This window comes from Stenotrophomonas sp. 169, assembly GCF_014621775.1.
Lineage (GTDB): Bacteria > Pseudomonadota > Gammaproteobacteria > Xanthomonadales > Xanthomonadaceae > Stenotrophomonas.
The window spans coordinates 3,162,045-3,174,445 of the sequence record NZ_CP061204.1 but is presented as its reverse complement, the minus strand read 5'-3'; the positions used below and the strand labels follow the sequence as shown (position 1 = coordinate 3,174,445).

Genomic DNA, 12,401 nt, shown 5'->3' with positions numbered 1-12,401 from the left:
CGACTTCAGTCGGCTGCTCCACCTGCCCTGGTAGAGCCGACTTCAGTCGGCTGTTCCGCCCGCCTTGGTAGAGCCGACTTCAGTCGGCTGTCGGTGAAGCAGCCGACTGAAGTCGGCTCTACCAAGCGATACAACACAGCGGTAAAAAACAGCAGCGAAGCAAAGCAGCGAAGCAAGGCAGCGAAGCAAGGCAGCGAAGCAAGGCAGCGAAGCAAGGCAGCGAAGCAAGGCAGCGAAGCAAGGCAGCGAAGCAAGGCGGTAAAGCAACGCGATCAAGCACACCGCCACAGGCCACTGCTGTTGCTTTCATGAGCCCGGCTCATCACCGCCAGCGCCGCAGGGGATCCAATCGTCGATACCGCACGGCGTACGGTGGGCTTCCTTTGTTGATTCCGGCATCGCCGGCAGGAGCATTTCCATGGAGTCCCGTGAACTCGGCCGCAGTGGCCTGCACGTTTCCGCGATCGGTCTGGGCTGCATGGGCCTGAGCTTCGGGTATGGCCCCGCCACCGAACGCGCTCAGGCCGTCGCACTGCTGCATGCAGCGGTGGACCAGGGGGTGACGTTCTTCGACACCGCCGAAGCCTACGGTCCATTCGAGAACGAAGCGCTGTTGGGCGAGGCCTTGGCGCCGTACCGCGAGAAAGTGGTGATCGCCACCAAGTTCGGTTTCAAGGAAGGCCGCGCCGGCGCGGGACTGGACAGCCGTCCTGAACGCATCCGGGCGGTGGCCGAGGCCAGCCTGAAGCGCTTGCGTACCGATCGCATTGATCTGTTCTACCAGCATCGCGTTGATCCCAACGTGCCGATCGAAGACGTGGCCGGGACCGTGCGTGAGTTGATCGCCGAAGGCAAGGTGCAGCATTTCGGTCTGTCCGAAGCCGCTGCCGCGACCGTACGACGCGCCCATGCGGTGCAGCCGGTAACCGCGGTACAGAGCGAGTACTCGCTGTGGTGGCGGCAGCCGGAAGCAGAACTGCTGCCTGTGCTGGAAGAGCTGGGCATCGGCTTCGTACCGTTCAGCCCGCTGGGCAAGGGCTTCCTGACCGGCGCGATTTCGGCCGATACCACGTTCGATGCCAGTGATTTCCGGAATTCGGTGCCGCGCTTCGCAGCCGATGCCCGCGCGGCGAACCAAGCCCTGGTGGACCGCATCGGCACGATCGCCGCTGATACCGGCGCAACGCCGGCGCAGGTGGCACTGGCGTGGTTGCTGGCGCAGGCGCCGTGGATCGTGCCGATTCCGGGAACGACCAAGCTGCCCAGGCTGCAGGAAAACCTCGGCGCGGCGTCGCTGACGTTGGACGGTGCGGCGCGGGCGCACATCGAAGCGGCGCTGGCCGAGATCGCGATCGTGGGTGAGCGCTACAGTACGGCGCAGGCCCAGCTGGTAGGGCGATAGCGCGGAGCCCTGCTCGACGGCATCGGGTCCGGCAGGGTGATGTCTGCTACAAGCCGCGCTTTGCGCTCGCAGCGCAGGGCGCGGCGCTAGCGGGCTTCGCGCAGTGCATCGAGGACGATGCGCAGGGCCACCGAGGCCTGGCGACGCGAGGGATAGTAGGCGTAGTACCCATCGAAATCCGGGCACCAGTCTTCCAGCACCGACAGCAGCTGGCCGCTGTCGACTGCGACTCGTGCGAGGTCACAGGGCAGCCAGGCCAGGCCCCCGTCCGCCAGCGCGGCCCGCAACATCAGTGCGCTGTTGTTGAACGTCCACTGGCCGCTTACGCGGACGTTGATTTCTTCGCCATCGCGCTCGAACTCCCATGGCATCAGGCCGCCATGCGTGGGCAGGCGCAGGTTGATGCAACTGTGCGCGGCGAGGTCCTGCGGATGCATCGGGATGACATGGTGACGGAAGTACGCCGGCGTGCCGACCACGCACATGCGCAGCGGTGGGCTGATCGGCACGGCGATCATGTCCTTGGCCACCTGGTCACCCAGCCGGATGCCGATGTCATGCCGCTGGGCGACGATATCGCTCAGCCCGTAATCCACGGTCAGTTCCACCTTCAGATCCGGATAGTCGAGCAGTACGCGCTGCAGTCGCGGCCATACCACGTGCTCGGCGGCATGGCCGGCGGCACTGATGCGGATGGTCCCCGCGGGTCGGTCGCGGTATTCGGCCAGCGCGGTCAGCTCTTCTTCGATTTCCGCCAGCCGCGGCGACAGGGTGTCCAGCAGCCGTTGCCCGGCTTCGGTGGTCGACACGCTGCGCGTCGTGCGGGTCAGCAGGCGCACGCCGAGTCGCTGTTCCAGCGCACGCAGCGTATGGCTGAGCGCGGACTGCGATACGCCCAGCTGGGCAGCGGCGCGGGTGAAGCTGCCCTCCCGGGCAACATGGACGAACGCTTGCAGATCGTTGAGATTCTCGCGCGGCATGCGCGCATCATCGCGCGCTGGGTCACGGTGGGCAATGATTGATGAGCGGCGTTTCTGGATGCATCCGCTCAGGCTGCTGCAATGGCGGCCCCAGCGAGGCGTAGGCTGGCGTTTCCAACCGTTGCCAAGGAATACACGATGTCCCTGTTACTGACCGCTGCGATGGCCATGGCCACGACCGCTGGCACGCCGGAAGGCGCTTCCATCGCGGTCAACCCCGCCGGCAGCAAGGCATCTGCAGCCGGCCCCGCAGACTACTTCACGGGCACCGTTCGGATCGATGCGCCGTTCCAAGGCACCGAGCCTGCGCGCGTTGGCGGGGCGACGGTGACCTTCGAGCCCGGTGCGCGTACGGCCTGGCATACCCATCCGCTGGGGCAGACGCTGATCGTCACCACCGGTACGGGTTGGGTGCAGGAGTGGGGCAAGCCCCGGCAACCCCTGCGACCGGGCGACACGGTGTGGATCCCGCCGGGCGTGAAGCACTGGCATGGCGCTCGCGCTGATGCAGCGATGAGCCACATCGCCATCGCAGAGTCGCTCGATGGCAGTCCTGTAACGTGGCTCGAGCAGGTGACCGACGGGCAGTATCGCGACGAGTAAGGCACCGACGGCCGCTTGCCGCTGGACTGTCGTCGACGGCCGCTGCGCTCGCCGAGCGTGGCGCGCGTTGCCGGGTGCGGTGTGACCGCAGCGTGTCGCAGCGGGCGCGAGGAAGCCCGTCGAAGAGGGTGCGTCATGGCGCGATCGTTGTCGGATGAATCAACGCGTAGCCTTTGCACACAGGAGGGCATCCCCGCCTCCGGCGCGCTGGTCGGGCCTGATGGAACGCCTCTTGGGCACGCCTCTGTCGGCGACCACGCTAGACAATCCGTCAAGCGTCTGCAGTGCGCTGCACGCGGGTGTCTCTACCGCATCGACGCGGACGTTCATGGGGATCATCTTCGAGCCAGCCGAGCCACGTTGGTGAGGCGGTTACGAAGGAGTCGCAGAGATGAACGTCATCACCCGCCTCGATGCCCGCCACGAAGCCTTGCAGAAGGGGTTCAATCTTCGATGGCCACCAAGCCTGGCGGAGGGGGCAGACGATATCCGCATATGCACCACGCCGGAGGAGGTACTCGCAGCAGCCAACGCCGCGCTCGCGGCAGGGCATCGCATCACCGTGCGCAGCGGCGGGCATTGCTATGAAGGCCTGGTGGCGAACAAGCTGGCAGGCGAGTCCCTGTCCATCATCGACCTGGGTGAAATGAAGGGGATGCAGTACGACGAGGAGCAACAGGTCACCTCCCCCTGGAACGAGGGTGCGGACCGTTACCGCTTCAAGATCCTTACCGGCAACCAGAACTGGGACGGCTACGTTTCGCTGTTCAAGCAGGCAGGGCGGACCCTCCCGGGCGGCTCGTGTTATTCCGTTGGCGTGGGGGGCATATCAGTGGCGGTGGCTATGGCATGTTGTCACGCCTGCACGGGCTGACCGTGGATTGGGTGACAGGGGTGGATGTGCTCGTGCCGAACACGCAGGGCACAGCGCTGGTGCCTTTGCACGTGCGTGCAGACAGTCGGTCTGACATTCAGCGCGCTCTTTTCACTGCCTGCTGCGGTGCCGGCGGCGGCAACTTCGGCATCATCATCGCGTACTACTTCGACGACCTGCCGAAGGCTCCCCGCAAGGCGTACTGGTTGCCCTTGGTCTATCCATGGTCGTCGTTGAAGGGGCGCTTCACTGGCTTCCTGCAGGCGTACTGGACGTGGTTCGAAGCGCATGATGCGGATGCGACGAACCCCATCCGAGGGCGTGGCAACGGCGGGTTGTTCACGGTGCTGAAACTCAACCACATCGACGCCTCGGACAACGTCGTGCTGGGCATCCAGTTCACCGGCCCGCAGGGGGACGTGGGCGGGGAGAATGATGCCCCACTGCTGGACTTCATCAGCACGATGAACGCGGCAGCGGGCATCCCGGCAACGCGGTGCGCGGAATTCATCATGCCGAACATCCCGCCTTTGGCGCGGAGCGGCCCGCATCACCGCGACGTGATGCAACTGGAGGCCGACGATGCCATGGATTGGATCTACCTGACCCAGACCGTGAATGGTTCGGGCGCCAACCACCGTGGCAAGTACAAATCGGTGTACCAGAACGCGCAGTTCTCGCCCGCGATGTGCGATGCGCTGTGGACGCATCTGACGACCGCGACGAGCGAACGTCGCTTCCGGCAGACGCTGGTGCAGATCGATTCCTACGGGGGAGCGATCAACCGCAACGGCATCGGCGCGACGGCTGTTGCGCAACGCGCATCGCTGCTGAAAACCCAGTTCCAGTCTTATTGGGCGGACTGCGCTGATGATGCGGCGCACCTTGGATGGATGCGGACGATCTACGCTGCGGTCCATCAGGGAAAACCATCCCGCCCCGCGTTTGATGGCTGTTACATCAACTACCCCGACATCGACATGCGGTATGACGACGCTGGGCAGGAGGACGAGGACTGGCTGAACCTCTATTACGGGTGGAATACCGAACTGATCGAGAAGCTTATCGCGCTCAAGGCGAAGGTCGACCCGACCAACATCTTCCGCCACGCCCTTTCCATTCCTCTGACACACCCCGGGCAGTGACGAACGCTGGCCGTCATCCCGGAACACGGACGACCCGCAGTCGTCACTGCCCTCATTCCATGCCGAGCTTTTTCAGCTTGTAGCGCAGCGCACGGAAGGTGATGCCCAGCTGGGCGGCGGTGCGCGTCTTGTTCCAGCGGTTCTCCTCCAGTGCGCGCTGGATGGCGGTGCGTTCCATCTGTTCGATGTAGGAGGGCAGGGCCGCGTTGCCGGCCGGCAGGTCGACCACCGCCTCCACCACCGGCCCGGCAGCGGCACCGGGCGCGCGCGTGGCCGCCTGGGGCAGGCGCAGGTCAGCGGCACCGATGCTGTCGCTCTCGGCGAGCGCCAGCGCACGTTCCAGGATGTTTTCCAGCTCACGCACATTGCCGGGAAAGCTGTAATGCGCCAAGGCATCCAGAGCGGATGGCGCAAGCAGGGGAATGGCGCAGCCGTGATTACGCGCCAGCCGAGCCAGGATCGAGGCAGCCAGCTCGGTCAGGTCTTCGTGGCGCTCGCGCAGCGGCGGCACGCGCAGCTCGATCACGTTGATGCGGTAATACAGATCGTGGCGGAAGCGGCCTTCATCGACCAGGTGGGCCAGGTCTTTATGGGTGGCCGACAGGATGCGCACGTCGACCGGGATTTCCGCCGATGCGCCGACAGGGCGCACCGACTTTTCCTGGATCGCGCGCAGCAGCTTGACCTGCATCTGCAGCGGCAGCTCGGCCACTTCGTCGAGGAACAGCGTGCCGCCGTGCGCAGCCTGGAACAGCCCCGGCTTGTCGGCATGCGCGCCGGTGAAACTGCCTTTCTTGTGGCCGAAGAACTCGCTTTCCATCAGCTCCGATGGAATGGCGCCGCAGTTCACCGGAATGAACGGTCCTGCGGCGCGCGCGCCTTGTTCGTGGATGGTGCGCGCGACGAGCTCTTTGCCGACGCCGGATTCACCGAGGATGTACACCGGTGCCTGGCTGCGGGCCACTTTGCCCAGCGTAGCGCGCAGGGTCTCCATCGGCTGCGAACGACCGAGCAGGCGGCTGCTCTGCTCGCCCGGGGTCACCGCGCGTGGGCGTTCGGCGTTGTTGAGTTCCAGCGCATGCTTGACCAGCCCGCGCAGCACGGAAATGTCGACGGGTTTGCTGACGAAATCGAAAGCACCGGCCTTCAGCGCTTCCACGGCCAGGTCCATGCTGCCGAACGCGGTGATCATCGCCACCGGCGTGCGCGGGTAATGCTGTGCGATCTCGGTCACCAGCTCAATCCCATTGCCGTCGGGCAAGCGCATGTCGGTGATGCACAGGTCATACGGATTGCTGGCCAGCAACTCGCGGGCCTCTGCCAGGTTGGCCGCGGTGTTGATGCGCAGGCCCATGCGGCCCAGCGTCAACACCAGCAGTTCACGGATGTCGCGTTCGTCATCGACGACAAGTGCGCTACGGGTTTCGTTCATGTGGAGAAAGATAGCCGAGGGGGACGGTAGCGACAAATCATTGACGCGTGTGCGGCGCGATCATGGCCTGACCAATGCGTGCGGCGCGGGCAGGATCACCCGGAAGCAGGCCCCGCCCGCAGGCACCGGGACGTACTCCAGGCGCGCCTGGTTGGCGCGGCAGAGCTCGCGCGCGATGTACAGGCCTAGGCCGGTGCCATGCTCGGACGTGGTGAAGAACGGGTTGAACAGCTGCGCCGCCACCGCATCGGGAATGCCGGGGCCGCGGTCCATCACATCCACCACCGGGCCGCTTTCCTGGCGCGCCACGCGTAGCCGGATACGGGCGGGCTGCTCGCCGATCCGGCCGTACTTCAGCGCATTGTGGACCAGGGCGGTCAGGATCTGGTGCAGGTGGCGCGGGTCCACCTGGGCCGCAACGGAGGTGTCGGAAATGATCGATTCCACGCTGTCGGTTTCCAGCGACAGGCCCTGCTTGTACTCCAGTACGAAGCGGCGCACGAAGGCAGCCAGGTCCACGTTCTCCGGATTGGCGCGTTCGCGGCGGGCCAGTCCCAGCACGCTCTCCACGATGCCATTGGTGCGCTGGCACTGCTGGTGGATGATCTGCAGCAGCCGGCGGTCGCTTTCGCTGAAGTTGCCGTCTTCTTCTTCCAGCAGCTGCACGGCGTAGTTGATGGCCGCCAGTGGGTTGCGGATTTCATGGGCAAGGCTGGCCGAGAAGCGCCCCATCGCAGAAAGCGTGAGGGATTCGGCCCGCCGCGATACCACGCTGGTGTCGTCCAGGAAGATCAGGGTCAGGTCGCTGCCGCTGCGCAGGCGGGCGAAGCGCGGCTGTACCTCCGGCTGGTCCGGTGACAGCTGCAGCGGCGCCTCTTCCTGGTTCCAGCCATTGCGCCAGCGCTGCAAGCGGCGTGACAGCTCCGGCGCCGCACTGCCCAAGCCCGCTCGGCCACCGTCACCCCCGCTGTCGCCCAGCAGGGTCGACGCTGCCTCATTGGCCAGCGTGATGCGGTTCTGCCCGTCCACCACCAGTACGCCGGTGCGCATGCGGCGGATGATCAGCTCGTTGATCTGGAACAGGTCGGCGACCTCGTCACCGCGCTGGTTGGCCAGCTGTTGGTTGCGCCGTGCACGGTGGGCGACCTCCGAGCTGATGAAGGCCAGCGCCAGGTAGCTGGTCGTGAACATGGCCAGCTCGGCCAGCGTGCGGGTGGGGGCACCGCCCTCCAGCAGCTTCCACAGGTATTCGGCCACGGTGGCCACGCTCGCACCCAACGCCAGGGAAAGCCCGAGCGACAACGGCAGCATGGTGGCGGCGGCAGCGATATTGAACAGCAGCGACATCGATATGCCGGCGCTGGCACCCGGCAAGGCATGGGCCAACAACGAGGCGGCGAGGATGTCCAGGGTCACGCCGGCGAGCACGATGGGCCGCAGCCAGCGCTCGCTGCGGCCGAGCAGCAGCATCAGCACGGACAGCAGCCAGTAGCCGCCGGACACGTAAGCGGCCAGCGTCGGGTGGTGCGCCTCGCCCAGCAGCCCGGCCATCGGGCTGAACATCAGGCCGGCGATCGCGGTGGCGATCAGCAGGCGATACAGGGCGAAGAAATACAGTTCGCGCCGAGGGATGGACTCGATGCGGTCGATCAATGAGGCGGTGGGTGCCACGCCAAAACTCCCCTTCTGGCTGCCGCGCAGTATAGGCACGGTTGTCGTTCCTCCGCGCCGTTCGGGCTGGTCAGCGTGCGCGCAGGCCCTGGACGGGTCCACGGGCACGCCGCGGAGGGGCACCACAAATGCCTGAAATCCCAGCAGAAAACGGCCGCATGCTGGATTTTGCGTCGCCGTCTTTGCGCCACGCGCCGGGGTCAGCCACAATAGCGGGCCCGCCGCTGTTCGTGCCGGTGCTCCTGCGAGGGAGCCTTGGAGATGCGCGCGGTCGTTCCTATTCCCACGGTGACGCATGAATTTCCACGAATACCAGTCAAAACAGCTGCTTGCCGAGTACGGCATTCCCGTCCCGGCCGGCAAGGTCGCGGCTACCCCGGACGAAGCAGTCGCAGCAGCGACCTCGCTGGGCCAGGGCCCCTGGATGGTCAAGGCGCAGATCCACGCTGGCGGCCGAGGCAAGGCTGGCGGCGTCAAGTTCTGCAAGACCACCGACGACGTGAAGGCCGCTGCGGCCAAGATGCTCGGCACCAAGATGGCCACCTACCAGACCGCAGGCGTCGAGCTGCCGGTCAACCTGGTGCTGGTGACCACCGCCGGTGAGATCGTCAAGGAGCTGTACCTCTCGGTGCTGGTCGACCGTGGCACCAAGACCATCACCTACATCGCTTCTTCGGAAGGCGGCGTGGAAATCGAGCAGGTCGCTGCCGAAACGCCGGAGCTGATCCATTCGCTCAACGTCGACTTCGTCGAGGGCGTGCAGGGTTACCACGGCCGTGATTTCGGCTTCAAGCTCGGCCTCACCGCCAAGCAGGCCGGCCAGTTCGCCAGCATCATGGTGAATCTGTACAAGCTGTTCAACGAAAAGGACCTGGCGCTGGTTGAAATCAACCCGCTGGCCATCCTGGACGACGGCAACCTGTACGCGCTGGACGGCAAGTTCGACAGCGACGACAACGCCGCGTTCCGTCAGAAGGCTCTGGTCGCCATGCGCGACAAGACGCAGGAAGACGAAACCGAAGTGACCGCTTCGGAGCTGGACATCAACTACGTCACCATGGACGGCAACATCGGCTGCATGGTCAACGGCGCAGGCCTGGCCATGGCCACCATGGACGTCATCAAGCTCAACGGCGGCGAGCCGGCGAACTTCCTGGACGTGGGCGGCGGTGCGAACAAGCAGCGCGTCATCGAAGCGTTCAAGCTGATCCTGTCCTCGGATAAGGTCGAAGGCATCTTCGTCAACATCTTCGGCGGTATCGTCCGCTGCGACATGATCGCCGAGGGCATCATCGCGGCAGTCAAGGAAGTGGGCGTCAAGGTCCCGGTCGTGGTGCGTCTGGAAGGCACCAACGTGGAAGAAGGCAAGCAGCTGCTGCGTGACAGCGGCATGGCCATCATCCCGGCTGACAACATCAACGACGGCGCCAAGAAGGTCGTTGAAGCTGTCAAGAACGCCGCCTGATTCGACACCGAAGGAAATCCAATGTCAGTTTTGATCAACAAGAACACCAAGGTGATCGTGCAGGGCTTTACCGGCCAGCAGGGCACCTTCCACGCGACCCAGATGATCGAGTACGGCACCCAGGTCGTCGGCGGCGTGACCCCGGGCAAGGGTGGCACCACCCACATCGACCTGCCGGTGTTCAACACCGTGGCCGATGCCGTGCAGAACACCGGCGCCGATGCGTCGGTGATCTACGTGCCGCCGCCGTATGCGGCTGACGCGATCCTGGAAGCGGCTGCGGCCGGCATCAAGGTCATCGTGTGCATCACCGAAGGCATTCCGGTGCTGGACATGCTGCGCGTCAAGAACGTGCTGACCCGTGCCCATCCGGACACCGTGCTGGTCGGTCCGAACTGCCCGGGTGTCATCACCCCCGGCGAGTGCAAGATCGGCATCATGCCGGGCCACATCCACATGCCGGGCAAGATCGGCATCGTGTCCCGTTCGGGCACCCTGACCTATGAAGCGGTCAAGCAGACCACGGAAGTCGGCCTGGGCCAGTCCACCTGCATCGGCATCGGCGGTGACCCGATCAACGGCCTGAACTTCGTCGACTGCCTCAAGCTGTTCAACGAAGATCCGCAGACCCTGGGCATCATCATGGTCGGCGAAATCGGCGGCGACGCCGAAGAAGCGGGCGCTGAATACATCAAGCAGTTCGTGAAGAAGCCGGTCGTCGGCTTCATCGCCGGCGCGTCGGCACCGGCCGGCAAGCGCATGGGCCATGCCGGTGCGATCGCATCGGGCGGCAAGGGCACGGCGGAAGGCAAGTTCGCAGCGATGGAAGCTGCGGGCGTGGTCACGGTCCGTTCGCCGGGCGACCTGGGCGCGGCCATCGCCAAGCTGGTCAAGTAAGATCGCTGCCGGCCCCGGCCGGCACGATCGGTAGCGCCGGGCCCCGCTCGGCGACTGCCAGCGAAAACAGAGAGCCGCCTTCGGGCGGCTTTCTGCGTATGGGCGGAGCGGTCCGGCAGGACGGCAGCACGCCAGGTAGCGCCGAGCCATGCTCGGCGGAAGGCGTCCGCAAGGTTGCAGCAGGATCGCCCGCGATGGCCCGGCGCTACAATGGCGGCATAGCAACCACAGGCTGGAATCTTCATGGCTTCGATCCGCATCGCGATGGCGCAGTTTGATTTCCCGGTCGGCGCGGTCGCCGCCAACACCGATCGCATCATCGAAATGATCGAGCAGGCGCGCGACGACCACGGTGCCGACCTGGTGGTGTTCCCGGAACTGGCCATCAGTGGCTATCCACCGGAAGACCTGTTGCTGCGCCCCGGCTTCCTGCGCCACTGCGAGCAGGCGATGGAACGCATCGCGGCATCGTGCAAAGGCATCACGGCGGTGGTGGGCTGGCCGCAGCCGGCCGGGCCGGTGGTGTACAACGCCGCCAGCGTGCTCCGCGATGGCATCGTGGAAAAAACGTACCGCAAGCGCGAGCTGCCCAACTACGCCGTGTTCGATGAGCGCCGCTACTTCGACATCGATCCGGACGGCCCCAGCTGCGTATTCGAGGTCAACGGCGTGCCGGTGGGCGTGCTGATCTGCGAAGACCTGTGGTTCGCCGAACCGCTGGCCGATACCGTGCGCAGTGGGGCGCAGCTGGTGGTGGTGCCCAATGCCTCACCTTACGAGCGCGGCAAGCACGCGCAGCGCGATGCCGTGCTGGCGGCGCGCACGCGGGAAAGCGGTGCGGCGATCGCCTACCTCAACGTGGTCGGCGGCCAGGATGCGCTGGTGTTCGATGGCGCTTCGGTGGTGGCCGATGCCGATGGCACGGTCCACCCGGCGGCCGCTGCGTTCACCGAGCAGTGGCTGGTCGTGGAATACGAGAGCGAGCAGCGCCGGTTCCTGCCGCTGCTGTGGATGGACGACGGCGATGAAAGCATGGACGCGCTGGCTTGGCGCGCGGTGACCCGTGGGTTGCAGGATTACTGCGCCAAGAACGGCTTCCAGAAAGTCTGGCTGGGCCTGTCCGGCGGCATTGATTCGGCGCTGGTGCTGGCGATGGCCGTGGATGCACTGGGAGCAGAGAATGTCACGGCCGTTCGGCTGCCATCGCGCTACACCGCAGGGCTGTCCAATGACCTGGCCGCCGAGCAATGCGAGGCGCTGGGCGTGAAGCTGGAGCAGGTGTCGATCGAGCCGGCGTTCAAGGGCCTGATGGAGGCGTTGGCGCCGATGTTCGAAGGCACCACGCCCGACATCACCGAAGAGAACCTGCAGAGCCGCAGCCGCGGGGTGATCCTGATGGCGCTGGCGAACAAGTTCGGCGGGCTGCTGCTCACCACGGGCAACAAGAGCGAGTATGCCGTCGGCTACGCGACCATCTACGGCGACATGTGCGGTGGCTACGCGCCGTTGAAAGACCTGTACAAGACAGAAGTGTTCGGCTTGGCGAAGTGGCGCAACACCGTGGGGGGCGCGCCGGTCATTCCGCCTGCGGTGATCAGCCGGCCGCCATCGGCTGAGCTGCGCGACAACCAGACCGATCAGGACTCGTTGCCGGCGTACGACGTGCTCGATGGCATCCTGTACCGGTTCGTGGACCAGGAACAGTCACGCGAAGAGATCATCGCGGCCGGCTACGCCACCGAGGTCGTGGACCGGGTGCTGCGCTTGGTGCGCATCAGCGAGTGGAAGCGCCATCAGGCCGCGCCGGGACCGAAGGTGTCGCGACGCGCGTTCGGACGCGAGCGTCGCTACCCGATCACCAACGGCTATACCGGCTGAGGGCTGTCAACCAGCGTGCATCGGTGCGCGCGTGCGCGGGAAATGGCAGTGGCG

At 65.5% G+C, this 12,401-nt stretch carries 10 protein-coding genes; 7 read left to right on the top strand and 3 right to left on the bottom strand.

The window, feature by feature from the left end; all coding sequences use genetic code 11:
* Window positions 1–418 precede the first annotated feature (418 nt).
* Window positions 419–1,402: an aldo/keto reductase gene (locus ICJ04_RS13745; protein ID WP_188324777.1), complete on the top strand. Its 984-nt coding sequence runs from the start codon at window positions 419–421 to the stop codon at window positions 1,400–1,402.
* 86 nt (window positions 1,403–1,488) lie between these two features.
* On the opposite strand, the gene ICJ04_RS13740 is transcribed toward ICJ04_RS13745, so the two are convergent.
* On the bottom strand, window positions 1,489–2,382 hold the full coding sequence (locus tag ICJ04_RS13740) for a LysR family transcriptional regulator (protein ID WP_188324776.1): 894 nt from the start codon (window positions 2,380–2,382) through the stop codon (window positions 1,489–1,491).
* 162 nt (window positions 2,383–2,544) lie between these two features.
* Here ICJ04_RS13740 and ICJ04_RS13735 point away from each other — a divergent pair, with 162 nt between their 5' ends.
* From ICJ04_RS13735 to ICJ04_RS13730, 3 genes are all read left to right on the top strand, one after another.
* Window positions 2,545–2,985, top strand: a complete 441-nt coding sequence (locus tag ICJ04_RS13735) for a cupin domain-containing protein (protein ID WP_223203076.1) — start codon at window positions 2,545–2,547, stop codon at window positions 2,983–2,985.
* A gap of 391 nt (window positions 2,986–3,376) precedes the next feature.
* A complete protein-coding gene (locus ICJ04_RS18380; protein ID WP_223202897.1) occupies window positions 3,377–3,859 on the top strand; it encodes an FAD-binding protein in 483 nt (160 codons plus the stop codon).
* Window positions 3,835–5,004 (top strand): BBE domain-containing protein, encoded by a 1,170-nt coding sequence (locus ICJ04_RS13730; protein WP_223202896.1) that lies wholly within the window; start codon window positions 3,835–3,837, stop codon window positions 5,002–5,004. Before ICJ04_RS18380 ends, ICJ04_RS13730 begins: the two co-directional genes overlap by 25 nt.
* Window positions 5,005–5,056: 52 nt before the next feature.
* Here ICJ04_RS13730 and ICJ04_RS13725 read toward each other — a convergent pair whose 3' ends face one another.
* Both ICJ04_RS13725 and ICJ04_RS13720 read right to left on the bottom strand, forming a co-directional pair.
* Window positions 5,057–6,436, bottom strand: a complete 1,380-nt coding sequence (locus tag ICJ04_RS13725; protein WP_188324774.1) for a sigma-54 dependent transcriptional regulator — start codon at window positions 6,434–6,436, stop codon at window positions 5,057–5,059.
* 60 nt (window positions 6,437–6,496) lie between these two features.
* Window positions 6,497–8,107: an ATP-binding protein gene (locus ICJ04_RS13720; RefSeq protein WP_188327344.1), complete on the bottom strand. Its 1,611-nt coding sequence runs from the start codon at window positions 8,105–8,107 to the stop codon at window positions 6,497–6,499.
* Window positions 8,108–8,402: 295 nt separating this feature from the next.
* Between ICJ04_RS13720 and sucC the strand changes: the two genes are divergently transcribed.
* The 3 genes from sucC (at window position 8,403) to ICJ04_RS13705 (ending at window position 12,347) form a co-directional block, all read left to right on the top strand.
* Complete coding sequence (gene sucC, locus ICJ04_RS13715) at window positions 8,403–9,572, top strand: ADP-forming succinate--CoA ligase subunit beta (protein WP_057506903.1); 1,170 nt, start codon at window positions 8,403–8,405, stop codon at window positions 9,570–9,572.
* Between the two features lie 21 nt (window positions 9,573–9,593).
* The gene (gene sucD, locus ICJ04_RS13710) at window positions 9,594–10,469 is read left to right on the top strand and encodes a succinate--CoA ligase subunit alpha (protein WP_188324773.1); all 876 of its coding nucleotides are present in this window, start codon (window positions 9,594–9,596) and stop codon (window positions 10,467–10,469) included.
* 243 nt (window positions 10,470–10,712) lie between these two features.
* Window positions 10,713–12,347 carry an NAD+ synthase gene (locus tag ICJ04_RS13705; protein ID WP_188324772.1) on the top strand — a complete coding sequence of 545 codons (1,635 nt, stop codon included), beginning with the start codon at window positions 10,713–10,715 and terminating at the stop codon, window positions 12,345–12,347.
* Window positions 12,348–12,401: the final 54 nt, after the last annotated feature.

What these genes read in the sequence shown, in the direction of transcription:
- sucD (WP_188324773.1), top strand. Translation starts at nt 9,594, where the DNA reads ATGTCAGTTTTGATCAACAAGAACACCAAGGTGATCGTGCAGGGCTTT.
- ICJ04_RS13730 (WP_223202896.1), top strand. Translation starts at nt 3,835, where the DNA reads ATGTTGTCACGCCTGCACGGGCTGACCGTGGATTGGGTGACAGGGGTG.
- sucC (WP_057506903.1), top strand. Translation starts at nt 8,403, where the DNA reads ATGAATTTCCACGAATACCAGTCAAAACAGCTGCTTGCCGAGTACGGC.
- ICJ04_RS13745 (WP_188324777.1), top strand. Translation starts at nt 419, where the DNA reads ATGGAGTCCCGTGAACTCGGCCGCAGTGGCCTGCACGTTTCCGCGATC.
- ICJ04_RS13740 (WP_188324776.1), bottom strand. Translation starts at nt 2,382, where the DNA reads ATGCCGCGCGAGAATCTCAACGATCTGCAAGCGTTCGTCCATGTTGCC.
- ICJ04_RS13735 (WP_223203076.1), top strand. Translation starts at nt 2,545, where the DNA reads ATGGCCATGGCCACGACCGCTGGCACGCCGGAAGGCGCTTCCATCGCG.
- ICJ04_RS13725 (WP_188324774.1), bottom strand. Translation starts at nt 6,436, where the DNA reads ATGAACGAAACCCGTAGCGCACTTGTCGTCGATGACGAACGCGACATC.
- ICJ04_RS13705 (WP_188324772.1), top strand. Translation starts at nt 10,713, where the DNA reads ATGGCTTCGATCCGCATCGCGATGGCGCAGTTTGATTTCCCGGTCGGC.
- ICJ04_RS18380 (WP_223202897.1), top strand. Translation starts at nt 3,377, where the DNA reads ATGAACGTCATCACCCGCCTCGATGCCCGCCACGAAGCCTTGCAGAAG.